This window comes from Zhihengliuella halotolerans (assembly GCF_004217565.1).
In the GTDB taxonomy this organism is placed as follows: Bacteria; Actinomycetota; Actinomycetes; order Actinomycetales; family Micrococcaceae; genus Zhihengliuella; species Zhihengliuella halotolerans.
In genome coordinates this window covers 3559188-3583060 of record NZ_SHLA01000001.1, presented here as the reverse complement: position 1 = coordinate 3583060, position 23873 = coordinate 3559188, and the positions used below count along the sequence as shown (strand labels likewise).

24 protein-coding genes are annotated in these 23873 nt (G+C 69.9%); 11 read left to right on the top strand and 13 right to left on the bottom strand.

The annotated features are described in order from the left end of the window. The 3 genes from EV380_RS16505 to EV380_RS16495 all read left to right on the top strand — a co-directional run. On the top strand, window positions 1-617 hold a 617-nt coding region (locus EV380_RS16505; protein ID WP_207219463.1), incomplete at its 5' end, for a glycoside hydrolase family 3 C-terminal domain-containing protein. Between the two features lie 85 nt (window positions 618-702). Continuing rightward, complete coding sequence (locus EV380_RS16500; RefSeq protein ID WP_165391993.1) at window positions 703-1326, top strand: TetR/AcrR family transcriptional regulator; 624 nt, start codon at window positions 703-705, stop codon at window positions 1324-1326. A 99-nt stretch (window positions 1327-1425) separates the two neighbouring features. Further along, complete coding sequence (locus EV380_RS16495) at window positions 1426-2325, top strand: intradiol ring-cleavage dioxygenase (protein ID WP_341272781.1); 900 nt, start codon at window positions 1426-1428, stop codon at window positions 2323-2325. Window positions 2326-2350: 25 nt separating this feature from the next. Here the strand turns inward: EV380_RS16495 and EV380_RS16490 are convergent, their stop codons facing one another. The 5 genes from EV380_RS16490 to EV380_RS16470 form a co-directional block, all read right to left on the bottom strand. Beyond that, window positions 2351-2833, bottom strand: a complete 483-nt coding sequence (locus EV380_RS16490; RefSeq protein ID WP_242607676.1) for a GNAT family N-acetyltransferase — start codon at window positions 2831-2833, stop codon at window positions 2351-2353. A gap of 62 nt (window positions 2834-2895) precedes the next feature. Further along, window positions 2896-3819: an ABC transporter substrate-binding protein gene (locus tag EV380_RS16485; protein WP_130452028.1), complete on the bottom strand. Its 924-nt coding sequence runs from the start codon at window positions 3817-3819 to the stop codon at window positions 2896-2898. Next, window positions 3816-4529: an ABC transporter permease gene (locus EV380_RS16480; RefSeq protein ID WP_130452027.1), complete on the bottom strand. Its 714-nt coding sequence runs from the start codon at window positions 4527-4529 to the stop codon at window positions 3816-3818. Before EV380_RS16480 ends, EV380_RS16485 begins: the two co-directional genes overlap by 4 nt. Next, the gene (locus tag EV380_RS16475) at window positions 4526-5176 is read right to left on the bottom strand and encodes an ABC transporter permease (RefSeq protein ID WP_130452026.1); all 651 of its coding nucleotides are present in this window, start codon (window positions 5174-5176) and stop codon (window positions 4526-4528) included. Before EV380_RS16475 ends, EV380_RS16480 begins: the two co-directional genes overlap by 4 nt. Further along, window positions 5173-6006, bottom strand: coding sequence for an ABC transporter ATP-binding protein (locus tag EV380_RS16470; RefSeq protein ID WP_130452025.1), 834 nt, complete (start codon window positions 6004-6006; stop codon window positions 5173-5175). The genes EV380_RS16475 and EV380_RS16470 overlap by 4 nt, the downstream gene beginning before the upstream one ends. Before the next feature lie 183 nt (window positions 6007-6189). Between EV380_RS16470 and EV380_RS16465 the strand changes: the two genes are divergently transcribed. Continuing rightward, window positions 6190-7212, top strand: coding sequence for an ADP-ribosylglycohydrolase family protein (locus EV380_RS16465; protein ID WP_130452024.1), 1023 nt, complete (start codon window positions 6190-6192; stop codon window positions 7210-7212). A 24-nt stretch (window positions 7213-7236) separates the two neighbouring features. On the opposite strand, the gene EV380_RS16460 is transcribed toward EV380_RS16465, so the two are convergent. The 5 genes from EV380_RS16460 to EV380_RS16440 form a co-directional block, all read right to left on the bottom strand. Next, on the bottom strand, window positions 7237-8055 hold the full coding sequence (locus EV380_RS16460) for an alpha/beta hydrolase (RefSeq protein ID WP_130452023.1): 819 nt from the start codon (window positions 8053-8055) through the stop codon (window positions 7237-7239). A 28-nt stretch (window positions 8056-8083) separates the two neighbouring features. Then, window positions 8084-9655 carry a long-chain-fatty-acid--CoA ligase gene (locus tag EV380_RS16455; RefSeq protein WP_130452022.1) on the bottom strand — a complete coding sequence of 524 codons (1572 nt, stop codon included), beginning with the start codon at window positions 9653-9655 and terminating at the stop codon, window positions 8084-8086. 147 nt (window positions 9656-9802) lie between these two features. Then, window positions 9803-11365 carry a carbohydrate-binding domain-containing protein gene (locus tag EV380_RS16450; RefSeq protein WP_130452021.1) on the bottom strand — a complete coding sequence of 521 codons (1563 nt, stop codon included), beginning with the start codon at window positions 11363-11365 and terminating at the stop codon, window positions 9803-9805. 120 nt (window positions 11366-11485) lie between these two features. After that, window positions 11486-12619, bottom strand: coding sequence for a FecCD family ABC transporter permease (locus EV380_RS16445; RefSeq protein ID WP_130452020.1), 1134 nt, complete (start codon window positions 12617-12619; stop codon window positions 11486-11488). Further along, window positions 12616-13671 (bottom strand): FecCD family ABC transporter permease, encoded by a 1056-nt coding sequence (locus EV380_RS16440; RefSeq protein WP_242607675.1) that lies wholly within the window; start codon window positions 13669-13671, stop codon window positions 12616-12618. The genes EV380_RS16445 and EV380_RS16440 overlap by 4 nt, the downstream gene beginning before the upstream one ends. Window positions 13672-13764: 93 nt before the next feature. Between EV380_RS16440 and EV380_RS16435 the strand changes: the two genes are divergently transcribed. The 5 genes from EV380_RS16435 to EV380_RS16415 all read left to right on the top strand — a co-directional run bounded on the left by EV380_RS16435 (window position 13765) and on the right by EV380_RS16415 (window position 19521). Continuing rightward, window positions 13765-14778 carry an ABC transporter substrate-binding protein gene (locus EV380_RS16435; RefSeq protein ID WP_242607674.1) on the top strand — a complete coding sequence of 338 codons (1014 nt, stop codon included), beginning with the start codon at window positions 13765-13767 and terminating at the stop codon, window positions 14776-14778. A 79-nt stretch (window positions 14779-14857) separates the two neighbouring features. After that, window positions 14858-16096, top strand: a complete 1239-nt coding sequence (locus EV380_RS16430; protein ID WP_130452019.1) for a DNA alkylation repair protein — start codon at window positions 14858-14860, stop codon at window positions 16094-16096. 59 nt (window positions 16097-16155) lie between these two features. Then, complete coding sequence (locus EV380_RS16425) at window positions 16156-16458, top strand: hypothetical protein (RefSeq protein ID WP_130452018.1); 303 nt, start codon at window positions 16156-16158, stop codon at window positions 16456-16458. After that, entirely contained in the window at window positions 16455-18878 is a 2424-nt protein-coding gene (locus EV380_RS16420; RefSeq protein WP_130452017.1) for an alpha/beta hydrolase, read from the top strand. Before EV380_RS16425 ends, EV380_RS16420 begins: the two co-directional genes overlap by 4 nt. Window positions 18879-18909: 31 nt before the next feature. Continuing rightward, a complete protein-coding gene (locus EV380_RS16415) occupies window positions 18910-19521 on the top strand; it encodes a hypothetical protein (protein ID WP_130452016.1) in 612 nt (203 codons plus the stop codon). Window positions 19522-19528: 7 nt separating this feature from the next. On the opposite strand, the gene EV380_RS16410 is transcribed toward EV380_RS16415, so the two are convergent. Beyond that, the gene (locus tag EV380_RS16410) at window positions 19529-20557 is read right to left on the bottom strand and encodes a GTP-binding protein (protein ID WP_165391992.1); all 1029 of its coding nucleotides are present in this window, start codon (window positions 20555-20557) and stop codon (window positions 19529-19531) included. A 106-nt stretch (window positions 20558-20663) separates the two neighbouring features. On the opposite strand from EV380_RS16410, the gene ykgO reads away from it, so the two are divergent. Beyond that, on the top strand, window positions 20664-20786 hold the full coding sequence (ykgO, locus tag EV380_RS16405; RefSeq protein ID WP_102158427.1) for a type B 50S ribosomal protein L36: 123 nt from the start codon (window positions 20664-20666) through the stop codon (window positions 20784-20786). 197 nt (window positions 20787-20983) lie between these two features. After that, entirely contained in the window at window positions 20984-21667 is a 684-nt protein-coding gene (locus EV380_RS16400) for a dTMP kinase (RefSeq protein ID WP_130452014.1), read from the top strand. On the opposite strand, the gene EV380_RS16395 is transcribed toward EV380_RS16400, so the two are convergent. Together EV380_RS16395 and EV380_RS16390 are read right to left on the bottom strand one after the other, a co-directional pair. Then, window positions 21664-22545 (bottom strand): FUSC family protein, encoded by an 882-nt coding sequence (locus EV380_RS16395; RefSeq protein WP_130452013.1) that lies wholly within the window; start codon window positions 22543-22545, stop codon window positions 21664-21666. The two genes, EV380_RS16400 and EV380_RS16395, sit on opposite strands and share 4 nt — an antisense overlap. A gap of 389 nt (window positions 22546-22934) precedes the next feature. After that, on the bottom strand, window positions 22935-23840 hold the full coding sequence (locus EV380_RS16390; protein WP_130452012.1) for a LysR family transcriptional regulator: 906 nt from the start codon (window positions 23838-23840) through the stop codon (window positions 22935-22937). Window positions 23841-23873: the final 33 nt, after the last annotated feature.

Genomic DNA, 23873 nt, shown 5'->3' with positions numbered 1-23873 from the left:
CCGTGCTCATGCCGTGGCTCGACGACGTCGACGCCGTGCTCATCGCGGGCCTGCCCGGGCAGGAGGGCGGCCATGCGATCGCCGCCGTGCTGACCGGCGAGCTCGAGCCGACGGGCCGTCTCGTGACGACCTACCCCGCGGCCGACGGCGCCGCGCCGGCGTGGAACACCACTCCGGGCGAAGATCTCGGCCTCGAGTACGCCGACGGCGTCGCGATCGGCTACCGCGGCTACGACGCGTCGGCCGAGCTGGAGCCGCTGTTCTGGCTCGGCCACGGCCTCGGCTACGGCTCGTGGGAGTACGACGACGTCGCGCTGGCCGGTGCCGCGGGCTCCCTCGCGGTGGACGTGCGGGTGCGCAACACGTCGGCGCGGGACTCGCGCGAGACCGTACAGGTCTACTACAGGCCCGCCGACGCGACACAGCCGGTGCGCCTGGCCGGCTACCAGGGCGTGCAGGTCGCGGCCGGGGCGGACGCGACCGTGAGAGTTGAGTGCGACGCGCGCCTGTTCCGCCGCTGGGACGCGCAGGCGAACACGTGGGCTGAGCTGAACGGCGGCGAGCTCATCGTCGCGCGCGGCCTCGGTGACGTCCGGGGGCGCGTCGAACTCGGCTAGAGAAGGCCTGACGGCCGGGCATTGGCTAGGGTGGTCGCGGGGGTTCGTTCCCCCGCGACCACCTGCATTTCGAGAGGAACACGCCGTGACCCCGCCCCGCCCGCAACGAAAGAGCGGCCGTCCGCCCGGCGCCGACCCCGCGGCACGACGGGCCGAGATCCTCGATGCCGCCGAGAAGCTCTTCTCGACGGAGGGCTACCGCGGCGTCTCCATGAGCCTCGTCGCCCGCGAGTCCGGCATGAGCCAGACGGGGCTCGTGCACCACTTCCCCACGAAGGACGACCTGCTCAGCGCAGTACTCGACCGCCGTGACGAGCACGATATGGCACAGTTCGACCTCGGCCGGTCGCTGCGGGGATGGGAGGTCATCCGGAGTCTGATCGCGCTCGTCCGCCACAACGAGTCCCAGGAGACCATGGTGCGGCTGTACACGTCGGTCGCGGGCGAGGCCGTGACGGCGGGACACCCGGCCAACGAATGGCTGCAGAAGCACCACGGCGCCTCCCGCTCGATGATGGAACGCTCCGTCGCCGAGGCCGTCGAGCTCGGCCAGCTGCGGCCCGACGCGCCCGCCGAGACGATCTCCCGCCTGCTCATCGCCGCGATGGACGGGCTGCAGCTGCAGTGGCTCACCGATGCGGACTACCCCACGATGGTCGACGATTTCGAGGCCCTCGTCGACACCCTCTACGCGCGCTGGAAAGCCTGAACGCCGCTCCCGACGGCGCCCCGGAACAGGAACTGAATCACGGGTCCGCCCCATCCGGGGTACAGGCTGACCACAGGCGCGCTGCCTAGGCTCGAAAGCGTGCAACACGACGCCCAGCAGAGGATTCACGCCATGTTCCCCGTCCGCTCCGGCAAATGGTTCGGCTCCCGGCGCCTGCCGCGCCCCGAGGAAGACCTCGAGGATCAGGGCCTCGGCTTCGACGTCACCACGCTGTTGGAACGGCGGCGGGTGCTCTCCGTAATCGGGCTCGGCGCGGCCGCCGCCGGCCTCGCTGCGTGCGGGGCGGCCGCGCCGACGGGCGCGACGTCGTCGTCTGCGGCGCTCGAAGAGATCCCCGACGAGACTGCAGGTCCGTTCCCGGGCAACGGATCGAACGGCCCGGATGTGCTGCAGGAGTCGGGCATCCTGCGCAGCGACATCCGCTCGAGCTTCGGCACGGGCAGCGCGACCGCCGAAGGCGTCCCGATGACGCTCGAGCTGACGATTCTGAGCGTCGCGGACGGCACGCCGCTGGCCGGGGCGGCCGTCTATGTCTGGCACTGCGACCGCGACGGAAACTACTCCCTCTACTCCGACGGCGTCGAGAACGAGAACTACCTGCGCGGCGCGCAGGTCGCCGACGACGAGGGCCGGGTCCGCTTCACGAGCATCGTCCCCGCCTGCTATCCCGGCCGGTGGCCGCACGTGCACTTCGAGGTGTACCCGGACCAGGAGTCGATTACGGAGCCGACGAACGCGATCGCGGTCTCCCAGATGGCGCTGCCGCAGGACGTGTGCGAGGCCGCCTACGCGAGCCGGGGCTACGAGCGCTCGGTCAGGAACATGGCCATGCTGAGTCTGGAGACGGACATGGTCTTCGGGGACGACGGCGGCGCCAGTCAGCTCGCCGCCGTCACGGGAGACGCCGCCTCCGGCTACGTCGTCACGCTCACCGCCCCGGTGGATGCGAGGGCCGCCGACTCCGGGACCGGCAGCTGAGTCCGGGGCGACAGGTGGCCGCGACCTATGAGGCCTCGGCCACGACCAGGAGTTCCCGCGTCATGAAGACGCTGTTGGGGTCCAGCTCGTAGGCGCCGAAGGGCTCGCAGGCGGCGAAACCCTCGGATGCGTAGAACGCCCGGGCCGGGGCGAAGTAGTCCTCTGTCCCGGTCTCCAGCGAGAGGCGCCCGATCCCGCGCTCGCTCGCGTCGGCGACGAGGTGGTGCAGCATCCGGCGCGCGAGCCCGCGGCCCCGATACGCCGCGCGGGTGCGCATGCTCTTGAGTTCCTCGTGACCGAGCTCCACCGAGGCGAGGGCGCCCGTGGCGGCGAGGACGCCGTCGTCGTACAGGACCCACATGCGCACGGACGGGCGGTCGAGACCAGCGAGGTCGAGCGCGTGCACGCTCTCGGGCGGCGACGTCGCGAGCATGTCGGCGAGGTGCTCGCCGAGGAACTCCTCGAGGCGGGGGTCGGCGAAGTCGGCGCGGAGGATCTGCTGGTTCACGGATCACATCCTATGCGCGCCGGATGACGGCGGTGTTACGGCCCCGGCACGGCCGCGACCGCTCAGAGATCGCGCCCGGCGAGCCAGTCCTCCGCGATCGTCGCGGCCGGCAGCTGCTCGTCGACGCTGCGGCGATTCAGCTCGAGCAGCTCCTCGCCGGTCAGCGCGGCGCTCACGGCGTCGACGACGGCGGCCGCGTCCTCGCCGACCGCATCGCCGGCCAGCGGCACCACGTGCGAGGCCAGGAAGAGCCCCTCGGTGTCCTCGAGCGCGACCAGCCCGTTCTTGGCGATCGACGGATCCCCCGTGTAGATGATCGCCAGCTGGACGTCGTCATCGGTGAGCGCCTTGACCGTCAGGGGGCCGCCCCCGTCCTCGATGGGAGTGAACCCGACGTCGATGCCGTACGCCTCGGCGAGTCCACCGGGGCCGTTGGGCCGGGATTCGGCTTCCGAGTTCGCGCCGAGTGTCATGTCGACGTCCACCTTGGCGAGATCGCCGATGGTCTCGAGCCCCCACCGTTCGGCGAAGTCCTCCGTGACGACGTACGCGTCCTGGTCGGTGGCCGGGGCCTGTTCGAGCACGCGCAGTCCGTCCGGGGTAGAGGCCGCGAGCTCGGCGTAGACGTCGTCCGCCAGCCGCGCCTCGGTCTCCGGCTCCCAGTACTGCAGCAGCGGACCGGTGTACTCGGGGAAGAGATCGATCGCGCCCGACTCGATCTCGGGAAGGTACGCCTCGCGCTGGCCGATGCGGAACTGACGCTCCACCTCGAGGCCCGAGGACTCGAGCGCCTGCGCGTAGACCTCAGCAATGATCTCTGACGAGTAGTAGTCCTGCGAACCGATCACGAGCGGCGCACCGCCTTGTCCGGCGCCGCCGGTAGCGCCAGAGTCGGGGTCGTCGGCGAGCGGGTCAGCGTTGCCGCACGCGGTCAGGGCGAGCGCGGACGCCGCGACGACGGCGGTCAGGGAGAGCAGGCGTTTCATGACGGTCCTTTCGTTGGAACCATGGGCGTTGAGGGCTGAGAGCGTTCGGCCGCGGGGCGGGCCATGCGCTGGGCGCGGCGCTGGAGCAAGGCCAGCACGATTTCCAGCAGAAGGGCGAGCAGTGTCACCAGCAGGGCTCCAGCGAGCATCTGCGCGTAGTCCCGGGACTTCAGTCCGTTGAACAGGTAGCGCCCCAGGCCGGTGTTCGCCAGGTAAGCCGCGAGCGTCGCCGTGGCGATGACCTGCAGCGTCGCGGCGCGCACACCGCCGAGGATGACCGGGGCCGCAAGCGGCAATTCGACGCGGGTGACGATCTGCCACTCGCTCATGCCGAGGGCCCGGGCGGCCGACGTCGTCGTGTGGTCCACCGATTCGACCCCCGAGTAGGCCCCGGCGAGCAGCGATGGAATGGCCAGGACGATGAGCGCCAGCAGCGGTGCCCCGAGCCCGATCCCCAGCCACAGCCCGAGCAGCGTGAGCAGGCCGAGCGTCGGGATGGCGCGGGCGGCCCCGGCGAACGCGATGACGACGGACCGCCCCCGCCCGGTGTGTCCCACCCACACGCCCGCGGGGAGGGCGACCGCGGCGGCCGCGACGACGACGAGGAGGGTCACCCACAGGTGTTCGAGGATCCGCGTCGGCACCGATCCCGGGCCGGTCCACTGCGCCGGATCGGCCAGCCAGGCGGCGGCGTCGAGAAGAAGGTTCATGCGCCGACTCCCGCCTTCACCCGCCGCCACGGCGTCAGCGCCCGGCCCGCGAGGAGGCACAGCGCATCGAGCACGAGGGCGACGACGACGGTGGCGACGAGGCCGGTGACGACCTCGGCGACGATCCCGCGCTGGAATCCGTCCGTGAAGAGGGTGCCGAGGCTCGGGACACCGATGAGCGCACCGATCGTCACGAGCCCGACCGTGCTGACGGTGACCACGCGCAGGCCCGCCACGAGGACGGGCACCGCGAGCGGCAGGTCCACTTTCCAGAACAGTTCCCGGGGCGAATGCCCGACGGCGAGCGCGGCCTGCCGCACGTGGGGATCGACGGACGCGAACGCGTCGGCGGCCGTCCGGACCATGAGCGCGGCACCGTAGATCGTGAGCGCGATGACGATCGTCGCCGACGAGCGCAGGGGGACGCCGAAGATGGCGGGGACGATGATCAGCAGCGGCAGCGCCGGGATCGCGTAGAGGAGGCTCGCGCCCGAGAGCAGGGGCCCGCCCAGCCGGGGCCGCCGGAAGGCCAGCCTCCCGACCGGCACGGCGATCGCCGCACTGAGCAGGATGGCCGGCAGACTGAGCCACAGGTGCGCCCACGTCAGTTCAAGCACCCATCCCCACGCGTGCGAGAGCCAGGTCATGCCCCGGCCACCGGTTCCTCGCCCAGCAGGACGCCCACCGGCCGGCCCTCGTCGTCGACGAGGACGCGCCTCCCGCCGACGGTGGCGGGCCGGAGGCGGCGCTCGGCACGGTCTGCCCCGATGAAGGAGCGTACGAACTCGTCAGCGGGGTGGGCGAGGATCTGAGCGGGCGTGCCGGACTGCGCGGTGACTCCACGCTCCTTGAGCACGACGACCTCGTCCCCCACACCGAACGCCTCGTCGATGTCGTGGGTCACGAGCAGGATCGTCTTACCGAGTTCGCGCTGCAGCCGCCGCAGCTCGTCCTGGAGTTCGCGTCGGACGATGGGGTCGACGGCACCGAACGGCTCATCCATGAGCAGGATGTCCGGGTCGGCGGCGAGCGCCCGTGCGACCCCCACGCGCTGCTGCTGGCCGCCGGAGAGCTGGGCCGGGTATCGCGTGGCGAGCACCGGGTCGAGCCCGACCCGTTCCATCAGCGACGCGACGGCGGCGCGGGCCTGACGCCTTCCGACGCCGTTGAGCACGGGCACGGTCGCAACGTTGTCGGCGACCGTGCGGTGCGGCAGCAGCCCTCCGGCCTGAAGAACGTAGCCGATCGAGCGCCGGAGCCGAACCTTGTCCATGCTGGCAACGTCACGGCCGTCGACCAGCACGTGGCCCCTCGTGGGCTCGACCATCCGGTTCACGATGCGCAACAGCGTCGTCTTGCCCGACCCCGAGGAGCCGACGAGGACCACGAGGCTATTGGCCGCGACCGTGTAGCTGAAGGTCTCGACGGCCACGGTGCCGTCGTCGTACGTCTTGCCGACCCCGCGGAATTCGATCACGCCGTCCTCCTCATCTCGAGTTCCGTTCCAGCCTATCGATTCCGCCCAGACAGCAGGGCAGATGCCGTCGGATTCAACGATTTCCCGGCCGACACTCAGGATCACAGATTACGCTGAAATCCGGTGACCGGCGCCACATTTCCCCGCGCCGTCCCGCACCAGCTCGACGCAGGGAGACTTTCGATGCAGACGGCACAATTCGCACGATACACGGACGACCGACACGGCCCCGACGACGGCGAGGACCGGTGGTCCCAGCGCGATCGCGCCCAGGGCGCGCTCGTCGCCGCGGCAGCCGGTGACGCCCTCGGGGCCGGCTACGAGTTCGGCCCGCCGATGGGCGCGGGCGGATCAATCGCGATGATCGGCGGCGGCCCCTTCGGATACGCCCCGGGCGAGTGGACGGACGACACCTCCATGGCTGTCGCGATTGCGTGCGAGCTGGCGGCCGGGCACCGGCTTGAGGCCGAGGGGACGCTGGACCGGATCGTCGCCGCCTGGCACGAATGGCATCTGAGGGCCCCCTCGGTCGGCGCGCAGACCCGGCGCGTGCTGGGCGGCCTCAAGGAGGCGACCGCCCGCGAGGCCTGGGAGTCTTCCCACCGGCTGCACATCATCACCGGGCGCTCAGCCGGCAACGGCTCCCTCATGCGCACCGCGCCGCTGGCCCTCGCGTTCCTGGGGACCGGCCAAGAGGAGGCGCTGGCGACCGCGGCGAGGCAACTGTCCCAGATCACGCACTGGAGCGACGACGCCGGGGACGCGTGCGTCCTCTGGTGCCTGGCCATTCGCAAGGCGGTCCTGACCGGGCAGCTGAACCTCCGCGACCAGCTCTACTGGCTCCCCGCCGAGCGGCGCGACGTGTGGGCCAAACGCATCGGCGTGGCCGAGGCGAAGCAGCCGGAGGATTTCCCCCACAACACGTGGGTCGTCGAGGCCTTCCAGGGCGCCTGGTCGGCGATCCACCACGGGTTCTGCCTCGAGGACGTGCTGCAGCGGGCGGTGCGCGGCGGAAACGACACCGACACCGTGGCCGCGATCGCCGGCGCCCTCAGCGGTGCCGCGCACGGCGCGAGTGCTGTTCCCGCGGAGTGGCGGGAGGCCCTGCACGGCTGGCCGTCGCTGCGTGCAGCCGACCTCGCGGAGCTCGCGGTGCGGATCCTCGAAGGCCCTCCCCTGCCCCGGCAGCGGGTCGCCTCGGAGTGACCGCACGGCGGGCGACCATGGAGTTCAGCCGCGCGCGGAGACCGCTGCGTCGATGAACGCGATCGCATCTTCGATCACTTCGTCCCGGTTGGTCTCGTTGAAGATCTCGTGCCGGGCGCCGGGGTAACTCTTCCGCCGGCCCGCCTCGCCGATGAGGCGGGGCACGACGCGGCCGGCCGGTTCGAACGGGACGATCGGGTCGTCCTCCCCGTGCAGCCACAGGGTCGGCAGCCCGGCGAAATCCGGCCCGGCGGCGACGTCGTCGAGCGCGTCCCGGATCGCGAGCAGCGTCTCGCGGCGAAAGGACCCGTGATGAACGAGCGGGTCTTCGAGATACGCGCGCCCGGTGGCCGGGTCACGCGAGAGCCCTTCGGTGTCGATCGGGACGTCGGGAAGGGGATCGTGCTGGAGCAGGTCCACCAGCGGGCTGCCGCCGAGGAGCGGACCGCTGAGCACGAGGGCGCTCAAAGCGCCCGGGCCCGCGCGCTGGATGTATCGAGTGGAGATGGCGCCTCCCATCGAATGCCCGATCAGGACGACGGGCAGCCCCGGGTGCTGCTCGCGGGCGCGGTCGACGACGTTCTCCAGGTCGATGGCGTAGTCGTCAAACCGCTCGATCAGAACACGCTCGCCTTCGGAGCTGCCGTGACCGAAGTGATCGGGGGCAAAGACCTCGGCACCGACGGCGAGCAGGCGTTCCGCGACGTGGTCGTAGCGGCGGGCGTGCTCGCCGTACCCGTGCGCGATGACCGTGATGAAGCGTGGGGACTTCGCCGCCCAGCGCCACACGCTGATCCGGCCAAGGGTCCCGTCGACGGGGGTGCAATCTGGAGAAGTGGACAAGGTGTGCCTTTCGGTGCGTCCGCGGGGTTCAGGATTCGTTGGCCGCGAACTGCTGGTCGTGCCGCGCAGCGAGTTCGCGTTTGAGGATTTTGCCGCTCGGGCCCAGCGGGAACTCGGCCACGATCTCCACCCGGCGGGGGTACTTGTAGGCGGCGAGGCGCCCGGCGATCCATTCCTTGACCGCTGCAGCGTCGAGCCCTGCGGCCGCGTCGACCGTGATGGCCGCGGCCACCTCCTGACCGTGCTTCTCGTCCGGGACGCCGTAGACGGCGGCGTTGGTGATACCCGGGTGTTCGAGCAGCGCCTCCTCGACCTCACGCGGATAGACGTTGTATCCGTTACGCAGGATCATGTCCTTGGTGCGGTCGACGATGCGGACATAGTCGTCGTCGTCCTTGGTTCCCAGATCACCGGTCCTGAACCAGCCGTCCACGACCGCCTCCGCGGTGGCTTCCGGCCGGTTCAGATAGCCCGAAAACAGGTTGTGACCGCGGACGACGATCTCGCCGAGCTCTCCGCGGGGCAGCAGGTCGATCCGCCCGGTCTCCAGCGGATCGGCGATCTCGACCTGCACGCCCCAGATCGGGGTGCCGACCGTCCCGGGTCGCGGGTCGCGGCCGACCCGGTTGAAGCACGCCACCGGCGAGGTCTCCGTGAGCCCATAGCCCTCATAGACCTTCGCCCCGAACCGCTCCTCGAACGCCTCGAGCAATGCCACGGGTAGCGAGGCGCCGCCGGAGACGGCGTAGCGCAGCGCATCGGGCCGGCCCTCACCTGCGGCGGCGGCCTCGAGCAGCGCCACATACATCGTCGGCACCCCGAAGAAGACGTTCACCCCGTGCCCCAGCACCAGATCCAGGGCCTCCGGGCCCGTGAATCTGGGCAGCAGCAGGATCTCCGCCCCCGCGCGCAGACCGCAGTTGAGCACTGCGGTCTGACCGAACGTGTGGAAAAGCGGCAGCCCGCCGAAGAGCCGGTCACCGGGGCGCAGATCCAGGGTGTCGAGCAGCATCGCGTTGGTCTGCTCCACGAGCGCCAGGTGGGTGCCGAGGGCGCCTTTCGGTTTGCCGGTCGTGCCCGAGGTGTAGAGGATCGTGGCGATGTCCTCCGGGTGCCGTGGCAGGTAGTCGTCGATCGGGACGGCCGCGGCGGCGCGGTCTTCGAGCCGGTCGGTGCCGGCCTCCTCCGGGGCGAGCACCGAGTACGTCGGCACACCCGCCTGTTCGGCCCCGGCGGCACCCTCACCCAGCAGCGGGGCCGCGCAGATCATCAGGCCGGCGGCGGCATCCTCGAGCACGTAGGCGATCTCGTGGCGCTTGAGGAGCGCGTGGATCGGAACGACGACGGCGCCGAGGCTCAGGACGGCGTAGTAGACCCGCGCGAAGTCGGTGACGTTCGGGATGAGGACCGCCACCCGGTCGTTCTCGCCGATGCCGGCGTCGCGCAGGGCACCGGCGTAGGCCCGGGCCTGCTCCCACAGCTGCGCATAGGTGGTGCCCTGCCCGCCGACCGTGATCGCCGTGCGGTCCGCGTGCCGGGCGGCCGATTCGGCCAGCACGGCGGCTACGGACAGGGTCAGGTGGGAAACGGGTCCGGTCATGGTCGGGCTCCTCGGTCGAGGCGGGGGTTCATGATGTACGTCACACGGTCGACAATAGAGGGTTTGGGATTCAGTCTCAATACTTGACATCCAGTTCCACACAATGCACGCTCAGCCTGCGCGCCCCCGATCCGCCCGGCCGGCCGGCTACGGGCGCTGCCGCCCGCCCATGCCGCCCATCTGCCCGGCGGTGTACTCGCCGCCCGTGAGCACCGCGTACTCGGCGGCGCCGTCGAGCGAGCCCTCCGTCAGGCCCGCCCCGTCGGCCGCGCCTCCCGTGTAGACGGTGTACTCCGCGCCGTCGGTCATGCCCTCGGTCGAGAGCACGATGGACTGCGCCTCCTTGGCGGTGACGAACGTCGTCAGCAGCTCCTCGTCCGCATCCACGACCTGGATCACGGTGCCCGCCGGCAGGGCCGAGTCGGCCGTGAGCTGGATGCTCGACTGCTCCGACGCCGCGGACGGCGTCACCGCCATGCCCGCACTGCCGGCGGCCACGACCGTGCCACCGGAGACGTCCAACTCGCCGTCAACATCGAGGGCGCCGTTCCCGTTGGACTCCGGGCCGTTGATCACGACGGTTCCGCCGGAGATCGACGCGGTCCCGTTCGAGTCCAGGCCGTCGCCCTCGGCGTCGATGGTGACCTCGCCGCCGGAGATCTCCACGGTGTAGTCGCCCGAGCCCTGCCCGCCCATCCCACCTGCCGACGCCTCCGCCGAGGCGCCCGCGGCATTGATCCCGTCGTCGCTCGAAGTCACGTCCACGTCCCCCGACTCGATCAGCACGTGCGCGGCCTCGATCCCCTCGTAGGAGCCCGTCACGGTCACGGCGCCGCCGGCGACGCGCACGGTGTTGACGGCCTTGACGCCGTCGTCCCCCGCGTCGATCTCCAGCGCCCCTCCGCCGACGAGCACCCAGCCGCGGTCCGCATCCTCCTCGTCGTCAGATTTCAAGCCGTCGTCGGCCGCGCTGATCTGCCACGTCCCGCCGGTCACGGCCACGTAGTCCTTGCCGCGGATGCCGTCGTCGACGGCGGCGATGCTGACGTTCCCGCCCGCGAGGACGAGCCCGTCCTTGGTGTTGATGGCGTCGTTCGCGTTGCCGGTCAGCTCAAGGCTTCCGGGTCCGGCGATCGTCAGGTCCGTCGCCGCCGCGATCGTCGCGGTGGGCAAGTCGGTTTCCGCGTAGTCGACCGCGTCGACGAGCCGGTTCCCGCTGCCCTCGGCGAGGTACACGGTGACCTCGTCGGCCGTGGTCGCGGTCAGCGGCGAGCCGATGCCCGAGGCGATGTCAACCCCGTCGAGTATCAGCACGACGTCGTCCTCCTCCCCCGCGGCCACGTTCACCGTGCCGTCGACGAGGGTGCCGCTCAACCGGTAGACGCCGGCCGCGGTGATGGTGACCGCGTCGCCAACGACCTCGACGCCCTCGCCGCCGCTGCTGGCGCCGTCGGCGAGGCTCACGTCGACGACATCTGCCTCGTCCCATTCGAGGTCGGATTCGGAGAAGTGGGTGTCGGCGCCGAGGTCGTCGAGGGAGACGTCGGCCGCGTCCGTCTCGCTGCCGGTGGCGCCAGCGGAGGCGGTGCTGGCTCCGGCAGCGGTCTCAGCGGTGTCGCCGGAAGCGCTGGAACAGGCGGCGAGGGAGCCGGCCAGCACGACGGCGGTCAGGGTGGAGAGGGCGGCGGTGGCGGCGCGGGGGAGTTTCATGAGGTCACTTTCAGGTGGCGGGTTTCTGTTTCCCCTCCAGCCTGACGCCGCAGGCTATGCCCAGGTTGTGAGCACCTCCTGTACAGCTTGTGCGTTCTCGCGGGCCTCCTCCCGCACGGTCTATGCGGTGCGCCGGCGCTGCTGCCGGATCACGAGGTACATCAGGTACGGCGCCCCGATGACCGCCGTGGCGACGCCGGCGGGCAGCGCGACCTCGAACGTCCGCGCGGCCAGCAGATCGGCCAGCAGCAGGAAGAGCGCACCCACCAGAGCGGCCGCTGGCACCGGCGGGATCGTCCCGCGGGTCATCATGCGCGCGATCTGCGGGCTGGCCAGCGCCACGAACGCGACCGGGCCCGCCAGCACGGTCGCAGCCACGGCCAGCAGGGTCGCGAGCGAGAGGATCCACACGCGGGTGACGTTGATCCGCAGGCCGAGCGCGACGGCGGTATCCGGGTTCAGAGCGATCATGTTCAGCCCCCGCCGGGAGGCCAGTGCCGCGCACACACCGACGAGGATGATCGGCCAAAGCGGGGCGATCTGGTTCCAGTCGCGCCCGTTGATGGTCCCCGACATCCACGTCAGCGCCTTGCCTGCGTCCTGGACGCTGCCGAGCGTGAGCATCCACGTCGTCAGGGCGGCGGCGAGTCCACCGACGCCGAGGCCGACGATGATCACGCGATTCGACTCGAGCCCGCCCTTCCATGCGAGCAGGAAGACGAGCGCCGCGGCAGCGAAGCCGGTCACCGCGGCCGCGGCCGGCATCCCAAAGGCCGCCGCCGCCCCGGAGACGCCGCCGGCACTGCCGGCCAGCACGGTGACGCCGACCGCGCCGAACGCCGCGCCGTTGGTGATCCCGAGGACGTCGGGACTGGCCAACGGATTCCGAGCCACGGTCTGAGTCAGCGCCCCCGCCGTGCCCAGCGCGACACCGGCGAGGACGGCTGCGGCCGTGCGGGGCGCGCGAAATTCGAGGACCACGAGTTCGGTGCGCGCATCCGGCGCCATGCCGAGCAGGCTGGCCGCCACGTCGAGCATCGGGATCAGGGAGCCGCCCACGGCGATGTGCCATGCGGCGGCGGCGAACGTCGCGAGCCCCAGCGCCGCGGTGACGACGACGGCGTAACGGCGGCGCGCCGTCGTCGTGCCGTGCGCTCGCGCCGGAGAGGGCGCGGCCGTACCGGCCGCCAGGAGGACGCTGGCGGCGGCGCGGGGTTCGGCGATCCGGTCGTCCGGAAGGAGACGCTGGCTCATGCGGAGACCACCCGTTTCCGACGCGCGATGTAGACGAACACGGGGGCGCCGACGAGGGCGACCACGACGCCCACGGGAAGCTCGCCGGGGCGGGCGATGATCCGGCCGAGGGTATCGGAGAGCAGGACGATCGCGCTGCCGATGAGCGCTGACGCGGGCACGAGCCAGCGGTAGTCGGCGCCGATGGCCCACCGGGCGATGTGAGGCACGAGGAGGCCGACGAAGGCGATGGGGCCCGCGATCGTGACGGCCGCCCCGGCGAGGAGGACGAGGGCGGCGAGCCCGACGCCGCGGGCGCGTGCCGTGGTCACGCCCAGGCTCGTCGCCGCGGCCTCGCCGAGCGCGAGGGCGTTGAGCTGGGTCGCGTTCAGCCAGGCGAGGAGACCGCCGACGAGGAGGACGGGCCAGAGGAGCTCGAGCGCCCCGGACCGCCCGGCGACGGAGCCGACCTGCCAGAAGCGCAGGGTCTCCAGAGCGGCCTCGCTGAGCAGGACGATCGCCGAGACGAGGCCGAGGCACATCGACGTCACGGCGGCGCCGACGAGCACGAGCGTCGTGGGGGAACCGCCGCGGCGGTCCACGCTGCCGATGCCGAAGACGACGAGGGAGGCCACGAGGGCGCCGACGAAGGCCAGACCCGCCTGCGCTGGGAAGGCCAGCGGGCCGACGGCCGCCGTTGTCGCGACGATCGCAAGGGCCGCGCCGTGGTTGACGCCGAGCAGCCCGGGTTCGGCGATCGGGTTGCGGGTGTGCCCCTGGACGAGAGTGCCGGCGACGCCGAGCGCCGCACCGACGGCGAGCGCGGTGACGGTCCGGGGGACGCGGATGCCGCGGATCGTCAGATCCATGACGCTCCCGCTGTAGCTGACGAAGGCGTGCCAGAGATCAGCAGGCGTCGAGCGGGCGGAGCCGACGCCGATGCTCAGGACGACCCCGACGACGACGACCGCCGCGAGGACCGCCAGCGTCCGGGTGCGCGCGGCCGTCGTCCAGCGGGCGGCAGCCGGTTTCGGCGCGGCCGGCAGGGCCGGCGCGAGGGCAGAAATCTTCACATGTTCTCCAAGGTGTTTCCCCGATGGTACCGTTCTGACTCGACAACGAGGTAAGCCTCACCTAATGACCTTTAGTAACGGAAGAATGTCTAAATGACCATGACTCGCACACCGTCCCGTTTCCGGGCATTCGCCGGCGCCGCTTCCGCGACGCTCCTGCTCGCGCTGACCGCCTGCGGCGGCGGCGCAGACACGACCGAGGGACAGTACGGCAACGCCTCCGGCGAGTACCCGATGACCGTCGAACACTTCCGCGGATCCGCCGAGATTCCCGAGCAGCCGCTGCGCATCGCCGCCCTCGACCCGAGTTACATCGACGCCACGATGCTGCTGGGGGCCGAGCTCGTCGCCTACACCGAGTACCGCCCGGGCAAGAACCCGTTCCCCGAGTATCTGGGCGACATCACCGAGCTGACCGACGAAGCAGTCAACGTCGGCACCATCGCCGAACCCGACCTCGAGAAGATCGTCGAGGCCGAGCCGGATCTGATCATCTCGGCCGACGTCCGCCAGGGCGAGATGTACGACCAGCTGAACAAGATCGCCCCGACGATCTTCTCCGAGTCGACGGGACCGACGTGGAAGGAGAACGTCGTCCTCCTGGGCGAGGCGCTCGGAAAGAAAGACGAGGCCGAGGCCAAGGTCGCGGCCTACGAGGCGCGAGCCGCCGCCGTCGGCGCCGAAATCCTCGAAAAGGCCCCGGACACCACCTACTCCTTCCTGCGCTTCGTCGGCGAGGACACGCTCCGGCTGTACTCCTCGAACTCGTTCATCGGCGAGATCATGGCGGACACGGGCATCCCGCGCCCGGAGGGGCAGCCGGACACGGACGAGAGCATCCTCGTCGAGCTCTCGCAGGAGAACCTCCTCGACGGCGACGCCACCTTCATCATGGAATCCATGTGGGCCCCGGAGGGCGAGGAGGGCGACGCCGCCCGCGCCCAGCAGGAGAAGTTCCACAGTAACCCGCTCTGGGACGAGCTGACCGGCGAGATCGTCCAGGTCGACGACTCGATCTTCGCCTCGTCCGTCAGCATTCAGGGTGCCGACGCCGTCGTGACCGAGCTGGCCGAGCACTTCGGCGTGGATCCCCAGCTCGAGGGCTGATCGCCCCGCAACGCCGATGGCGCGCGCCCTCACTCGACGCGCGCCACTGGCGTCTCCGCGGTCGCTCTAGACTGACCTCATGGCGGCACCCCTCAAAGACCAGATCTTCAACCGCAGCAGCATCAAGCGGATCGCTTCCGACGTCGAACGGTCCAGCGCCGCGGCCGGGCACCTCTTCGACGCGGCGGCCTTCACAGACGAGTGTGTGGCCCGCTTCGCGGAACAGGAGCTGAAAGCGCGCATGGCGTGGATCACGGACCGCCTCCGCGCCCACCTGCCGACCCGCGGCGGAGACGACCCGGCCGGCGTCGCCGCGTCGGTCGCCATCCTGATCGACGCGCTCCCGCCTGAGCTGGATCCGACGCTCTCCGACGACGACTTCGGCGACTTCATCCACCAGCCTTTCGCCCAGTTCGTCGCCGAAACCTGCCGCACCTCCGAACTGCTCGGTCTCGGGCTCGATGCCCTGCACGAGATCACCCGCCGCTTCTCCGCCGAATACGCGATCCGCTTCTTCCTCGACGACTTCCCCGGCCCCACTCTCGCCCGGCTCGAGGCCTGGTCCCGCGATTCCAACTACCACGTCCGCCGCCTCTGCTCCGAGGGGACCCGCCCCCTGCTGCCCTGGGCTCCGCGCCTGACACTCGATCCAGAGGCGCCCCTGCCGCTGCTCGACACGCTCGCCGGGGACCCCACACGCTATGTGACCCGGTCGGTGGCCAACCACCTCAACGACATCGCCAAGCGGGACCCCGACCTGGTGGTCACGATCCTCTCGCGTTGGCGCGAGGAAGCCGCTGGCGGCCGGGTGATGCCAGACCTCGCGTTCATCACGCGCCACGCGACCCGCACGCTCGTCAAAACCGGCCATGCCGGCGCCCTCGCGCTCCTCGGGTACGACGCCGACGCGCACGTCACGCTCTCGGAGGTGTCGGTTCCCGATCTGGTCACCCTGGGTGGATCCCTCGACTTCTCTCTGGCGATCGAGACCACCGGCGCCGCTGTCCCCGTCGTCGTCGACTACGCAATTCAACCGGTCGGCACCGCCGTTGTGAAGTCGACGGGCCTGGCCCGCGGGCGCAAGGTCTTCAAGCTGAAGCAGTCCGTGGTCCCGGCCGACGGGCCTCTGCGACTGGCCAAGAGCCACCCCCTGCGCGCAGCCATGACGACGCGACGAGCGACGACGGGCCCGCACATCGTCGAATTCCTCGTGAACGGCCAGCCCCGCGGCCGGGCCGAATTCACGATCTCCCACGGTCGCTCACCCGATCACGATGGGGAGTCCTCCCCATCGCCAACCACGGGCAATGCCCTATAGCGTCGTCTTGCCGGGTGGCCCTCGACCATCACGCATGAAGACGACGAACGGAGAATCGGATGCGCTACCGCTTGGAGCAGCCAGCTTTCAATCAGCTCCTGCGCGACTGTGACGACGTCGTCCTGAATCTCCCGGAACACGTCGTCGGGCTCGAGGACGCGATCGCGGACCTCAAGATCGCCCTCGACGATACGGACTGCGCGGGCACCGTCGAGACGTGCGGCGCCAGCGTCCTCCTGCCGGACGCCCGGGCCACGGTGGTGCGCTGCGAGAACGTGATCGGTGCGGGCTGGGGCATCAGCGAGGCCATCTCGAACGGCGACGAACAGATGGCTGATGACGCGAGGACCAACGCGAAATGAGCATCTTCTCGATCAACACGTCCGGATTGGCGAACCTCCCGAAAAACACCGAGGGAATCCGTGCCGCCGCACGAGCACTCAAAAGCGCCGCCAAGAGCATCGAGGACGAGGTCACCGCGGCGAAGACCACGTGGAACGGCATGCGGCCGCTCTACGAGGGTCCGAGTGAACAGGCCCTCGCGACGTCCCTGGCCCCGGCCGTCCGCGACGCCGGCGAGCTCGAGGAAAGCACCGATTCGATCAAGAAGGCCGCCATCACGCTGGCGGATGCCATCGACGATCTCAACACCCGGGAAGGAACTTTCTGGGACAGCACCGTTCCGGCCCAGGAGACGAACTACAAGGACAACTACACCGGCGCCGCGGCGAGCCGCCAGTACCCGTACGCCAAGGCGACCCTGCAGCGGGAGCTCCAGGGCGACTTCAATGCGATCGTCGACGACTGGGTGGCGGCGCAGGAGGCTTTCAACACCACCGTCGGCGGCATCGAACGCATCAGCACGAATACTCGCGCCCACTTCGATTACGGAACGAATTCGACGCGCGTGAACACCGCGGCGCGCCTGTATCGCATCGCCATGGGCGAGGGCGCGACGGCCGAGGACGTCGAGGCGTACTACGCGTATCTGGGCAAGCTCTCACCTCAAGAGATCGAGGCGCTCGCATCGACGCATCCCGAGGCGCGGACCACGCCGCCGCCGGTATCGGCCGAGCCGCCCGCCGGGGACGGCTACCCCTCCGGCAGGCACGGGGCGGCCTGGTGGGACGGTCTCAGCACCGAGCAGCAGACCGCGCTCACGGCCATGCTCCCGGCTCTGGTGGGCAACACCAACGGCGTCCCGTATTCGGACCGCCACCGGGCGAACGTCACCACCCTGAATCTGGTCCGCAACGATCCCGCGTACACGGACAAGCAGCTCGAGGCGTTCGAATCGATCGCCGACGCCCTGGTGGAAAGCTCCGGAGGCAGCCTCGACGGGAACTCCGGCGAGCGCTTCTTGAATCACTTCATCCCCGTCGATCCGGTCTCCGAGCGCCCCCTCGCTTCCATCTCCATCGGCAATCTGGACACCGCTGACGACGTGACGGTTTCCGTGTCCGGCATGGGAAGCGGCACGCACAACATGGACGGCGAAGTCGGCAAGGCACAGACGCTCTACGACAAGATGCAGGGCAACCACGCCGTCGTCGCCTGGATCGGCTACGACTCGCCCGACCAACCGCTCGAGCTGGCCAAGGACAAGAACCTCCTCCCCCGCCCGTGGGAGGTCGTCGGAAACGAGCACGCAGAGAGGGGCGGCACCCAGCTGGCCATCTTCCTGGACGGGTTGCACGAGACGCGCGACGCGCGCGGGGACGTCCCGACGACGAACGTGACGGCGCACTCGTACGGGACGACGACGGCGGCCGTCGGCCTCACCCAGACAAGGCACGACGTCGACCGGTACGTCATGTACGGTTCGGCCGGTATCGACCCCGCGGTGGCCGATCACGCATCGGACTTCAACGTCAAGGCTGACAAGAACGGCAACCCGGCGGTCTACGCCACGATCGCGTACGACGACCCATGGGCGCCGCGCGGACAGATCCCGTCCGGGCGCATCTCCCCGACCGCGGAAGAATTCGGCGCCTACACGTTCTCGTCCGACGGCGAAGGAAACATCCCGGGTGAAGCGGGTACGGGCCACGGTCAGACCGAAGGGTCGAGCAGCGACACCCAATACGGGTACCTCGAGCGCGGCAGCCAATCGCTGAACTCGATGAGCGAGATCCTCAACGGGAATCCCGACGAAATCGACTACCTCGAGGAGAGCAGGTACGACTCCGATCCGAAGCTTGAGCACCAGGTGATGGAGAAGGGGCGCGACGCCTACGACGATGTCGTCGCCGGGGCCGAAGCAGCGTGGGACTGGGCCGGCGACCGCAAAGACGACGTCGTCGACGGAGCCGAAACAGCCTGGAACTGGGCCGGCGACCGCAAAGACGACGTCGTCGACGGAGCCGAAACAGCCTGGAACTGGGCCGGCGACCGCAAAGACGACGTCGTCGACGGAGCCGAAACAGCCTGGAACTGGGCCGGCGACCGCAAAGACGACGTCGTCGACGGAGCCGAAACAGCCTGGAACTGGGCCGGCGACCGCAAAGACGACGTCGTCGACGGAGCCGAAACAGCCTGGAACTGGGCCGGCGACCGCAAAGACGACGTCGTCGACGGAGCCGAAACAGCCTGGAACTGGGCCGGCGACCGCAAAGACGACGTCGTCGACGGAGCCGAAACAGCCTGGAACTGGGCCGGCGACCGCAAAGACGACGTCGTCGATTTCGCTGGCGACGCCAAGGACGAAGTCGCCGAGCGCGCCAACGACGTAAAAGACGCCGCTGGCGACGCCTGGGGCTGGGCCAAGGACAAGTTGCCCTGATGACCACTCCCGCAGCACGTAGGCTGAATTCATGAAACGCGCACTGCTGGCGGTCGCCGTCGGCCTCGTAGCAGCGACAGCCCTCGCGGGCTGTGCGCCGGCGACGACCCCCGCCACCACATCGACTTCGAAACCAGGAGCATCAGTGACGAAGGACAGCGAGCCCACCCTCGATGAACTACGAGACGACTCCAAAGCCGTGATCGCGGCCATCCACCCGATCATCCCGCAGGCCGGCGAACTCGATCAGCTGCTCTCCGCTGTCGATGCGATCACCCCTGCGCCCTGCCCCGAGGACGGTTTCTGGCGGCTGACGCCATCCTTCCAGGGTGCGGGGGTCGAGGACCCTGAGGCCTTCATCGTCGAGGCCGAAGACGTACTGGCCAGCTTGGGCCTCCCGTCCGATCCCTCGCGCCGGAACGGAGTCGTCGGCGGGACCGCCTATGTCAGCGCAAAGGACGACGGCGGCCGCCTGATCGCCGTTGAAGCCGGCGAAGAACGCACGCTGGTGCAGTACACGACAGCCTGCTCCTCGGACCAGAGCCTGCGCGATTCAGTGGACGAAGCCCGAGACGAAGCGCTGAGCGGCGGAGCCCCCGACACCGCGACGCTGAAGAAGTCCCGTTGGGGGATCCGCGGCTGACTCCCTTTCAGTCCTCCGCGGCGTCGTGGGCCGGGACCCACACCGGAAACGGGTCCGGGAAATTCGCCCACGTTTCGAATCCGGCGCAGAACTCTTCGTCCGTCAGCAGCGCCGATTCGAGAAGCCCCCGCAGCCGCGCCTCGTCGAGGTCGATTCCCGTCAGGACGATGTCCTGCCCCAGGCACAGCAGCTCCTCTTGATCGGCGTCGTCGCGCGTCAGCGGCACCAGATCGAACATCTGCCCCACGTGCTCCCACAGAGCGGTGACTTGCGGTCGCGTCGCCAGACGTGCAAAGCCCGCCGACCGGACCAGCTGCCCTGCACGACCTGAACCGACGTTCTCGAGCACGTCGCGCAGACGCCCCGGGTGGAAAGGCCGCACTGAGGAGAAGCGGACCGACGAGACGCGGGGATCGAGCATGCGGGGCTGCCAGCTCGGATGGTCGTTGAGCCGCTGGACCCACCCGGGGCGCTGGCCGACGCCGGCGATCGGGCTGCCTGCGGCTCTTCCGGTGCCGCGGTCCTCTAGCCACCGCCCGACGTCGAGGTCGAGGTGGGCGGTGGGGTTCAGGTGGCTCAAGAGTGAGAGCGTACTGGAGAGCTGCGGTGCGTCCAGCGCGGACCAGTTGGTCACGAGCACGACGGAAGCGTGCTCGATCTGATGGACCGCCAGCGTCGCCCGCGCGACAAAGCCGGGCAGGTAGTCCCCGTCGGCTAGATCCTTTCCCAGGTGCGTGGCGTCGACGATGCAGACGACGTCGGCGAGCACCGCCGCCTGCTCGCTGCCGACGAGCCCCACGGCGTCGGTGACTGGGACATCGAGCGGAATATCGGCAACAACGTCCTGGCCGGCGGATTGAATGGTGACGGCCATGTCGTCCAGGAAGTCCACCCGCTCGGCTGCGCTTCGCCCGAGCGACCGGGCCGGGTCCGTGCGGATCGCGACCGCGCCCGTCGCCTCGGCGATAACGCGGAGATGTTCGCGACGTTCGGGGACACATGTCCCGCATATCAGCGTGACGTTGGCCTGATTCATGCTCCTCCTCGGGCGTCGGCAGGCCTGTGCCGGGTTGCATTTGCCTGCGGCACCCCATCCAACCATATAATGAGAATCATTCGCAATTAACAGATCAGGAGAAATCATGAAAGTACGCAATTCGCTCAAGGCGCTCAAGAAGATTCCGGGCGCACAGATCGTGCGACGCCGCGGCCGGGTGTTCGTCATCAATAAGAAGAACCCGCGCATGAAGGCCCGGCAAGGCTGAAACGCGAAACGGTAAGGGACTCGCGTCGGGGGCGAGTCGTCGGATGTCGGCTGATGCCTTGACGTCGACCGGAACTCCCCTACCTCATGGCGGAAGTACAGCAACTGCACAGCTGATACACGGCCGATTCTAGGCGACATCGAGTGGCGCCGGGCGTTGAACCGGGTAAGACCACCGAGTCGGCCCCAGGAGGAATCATGCTGCTCACCCACTCTGCCCCCGCCACCGCCGCGCCCGCGGCGCCAGCCACGAAGCGCGACGCGGCCGGTGCCCGGCGTCGGGCCACCGTCGCGATCGTCGGCATCGACGGATCCGGCAAGACGACGGCGGCCTCCTACCTCGCGGCGGGCCTCTTCGACGCGGGAATGCCAGCACAGCTGCTGCGCAACCCGTCCGGCCGCAGCTGGCTGGGGCGCTGGAGCGCGCGCTCGGGCTACGCCGTGCCCGCCGCTCTGGCGGAGACCATCGAGACAGTCCTGCGTGGGGCCAACGTGGTTCGCTCCCACGCCCGCGCCCGGGCGTTCGACGGGCTGTCGGTCATGGACCGCCATCTGGTCTGCCAGGAAGTCACCCGCGAGACCCGCGGCCTCGACCCGAATGGTCTCTTGGCCCGCGGGCTGAGGGGCCTTCGGCGGTCGCTCAAGGAGCCGGACCTGACCGTTCTCCTCGACGTCTCCCCAGTGACGGCGCTGGGCCGCATCGACGAACGCGGCCTCGATACCGAATCACTCGCCTACCTCGAGGCGGCCCGCGACGCCTACCTCACCTGCGCCATCACCGAGGGCTGGGCGGTGATCGACGCCGAGGCCGACGCGTTCGCCGTGGTCACGAGTCTTCGCGACATCGTGAACGAGCACTTCGCCCGACCGGCCGGCGGTTAGTCCGCGTCTGACCTGCCCCCCCCCGAGCGACACGTGCGGGCGGTCCGCGCGAACAACCACGCGATCGCGACTCCCACGGCGGCACCGACCACGGCACCCGCCAGACGGTCGAGCAGAAGGGAAAAGGGCTCAGCCGGGCCGGTCAGATCGGTCATCAGCAAGACCAGAGGCGTGAAGAAGCCGAGTGCGAGTCCGTAGTTCCGGGCCATCAGCGCCTCCGTGGGGAACAGCAGCCACATCACCAGGATCGCCTGTGCCGTCGCCGAGAGCTCGGGGACGAGGACCATGCCGGCGAGGACGATCCCCAGGAGGGTTCCGACGACGCATTCGGCGCCTCTGAACGCCTGGGCGCGCAACGTCGACGCGGCGAGCGGGATCGTCGCGCCAGCCGCGGCCCAGCCGACGTGAGCGATGCCGAGCAGGAGCGCAATGGCCGACGCTGCCGCCACCGCGACCGCATAGCCGAGCGCACGCCGTCGTGCGGCCGCGGCGTCGACGCCCCGGGCGACCCCGGGCGCCGGCAAGATCCGGCGGGCGCCGAGAATGTTCACCCTGCTCAGCTGGCCGACGAGCAGGCACAGAGCGGCCGTCGCACCGTAGATGACGAGCGCGTATCGGACATCGGCCTCGCCCGGAGGCAGCGTCGCGAACGTCCCGAGCGCGAAGATCCCGAAGAAGGGTCCCGAGGGGCTCAACCCCACCCGCTCGGCGGCCCACGAGGCGAAGGCCGCGAACGCCACGGAACACAGGGCGATACCCCAGAGCGGCGCGCCGCCGGCATTGAGGGCGAGGCCGGTGGCGATCGCAAGACCGAGACGGAGGGCCGCCCAGCCCTGCTGCCGCAGTCGGACGGCCGGGGGTTGCCCCCGACCATACATTCCGACGAACGAACCGAAGACCGCGTAGACCAGCAGGTCTGGACGTTCCGCCGCGAGGAGAAGGACGCCCGGAACGGCGAGCCCGATCCCGACCCTGAGCGCCGGCCGGTGGTCCGCTTGGATGAGCGGCCCGAGCAGCTGGCTCCAGCGCTGTCCGGGCCGCCGCTGCGAATCGAGTGCGGGCGGCAGAGTGCGTTGGCCGATGATCGTCCTCCTGAGGTTGGGGCGAGAGTGGGCCTGCGTTCACCAGTGCCCCAAGCACTCTCCAGCCTCTCGAAGTCCGTTCCTTGCGTCCAAGACTTGTTTCCGATCGGTTGATAAGGGCCGTCAATCGATCTTCGCCATATAAGCGGTTCCCCTGTTTGATCCGCGGGGCGGCCGGTGGCGAATCAGTCGGAGGACTCTCGAAACCGGTCAACGGTGCCTGCTGCCTCGAACAGGGCGCGGGCCAGGACGGAAGCCGGTTCCGCGGCATGCGAGATAAGCGCCATGTGCGCGCCGATGGCCGGACCGTCCAGAGGCATCGTGCGCAGGTCCTGGGGCAGGGCGAGTCCCGGAAGCCACTGCTCCGGCACCACACTGGCCCACCGACCGGTCATCACGTGCGCGAGCAATGCGACGATCGAGTCCGCCTCGATCTGCGGCCTGACGGCGACGCCGCGATCGGCGAGCGCATGATCCAAGACCTCGCGTCCGCGCATCCCCCTCGGCAACAGGCACAACGGCAGATTCGCCGCGTCGGCCCATGTGGACGGCTCCCCCGCGTCGAGCAGCAGGCGTTCGGAAGCGATGAGGACCAGGCGCTCCCGGTACAGCGTTTGGACCCGCACCTGGTCCGCCGTGTCCTCATCGAGATAGACGATGCCCGCGTCGAGTTCGAAATCCTGCACGCGGTCGACGATATCGGCCGAGCGCAGGTTGGTCTCCAGCGAGAGCTCCACCCGGGGATGCGTTGTGCAGAACGCCGCAGAGATCACGGCGGCCGCGCTCGTAGCCGCCGGGTTGACGCCCACGCGCAGCGTTCCAGTCAGACCGGCGTGGAGTGCCGCGACCTCGTCGTGCAGGGCATCATGGTCGGCGAGGATTCGGCGCGCCCAGAGCAGGACGCGTTCGCCCTCGGGCGTCAGCCCCTGAAAACTGTGCCCGCGCCTGACCAGCGGGACCCCGAGTTCGCGTTCGAGCTTTCTGATCGCCTCGGAAAGCGCCGGTTGAGAGACGAAGCAGACCTCGGCCGCACGCGCGAAGTGGCGCTCCCGGGCGAGCGCCACGAAGTACTCGAGCTGACGGAACAACATCCTGCTATTGGACCACGGGGCACCACGCCGGCC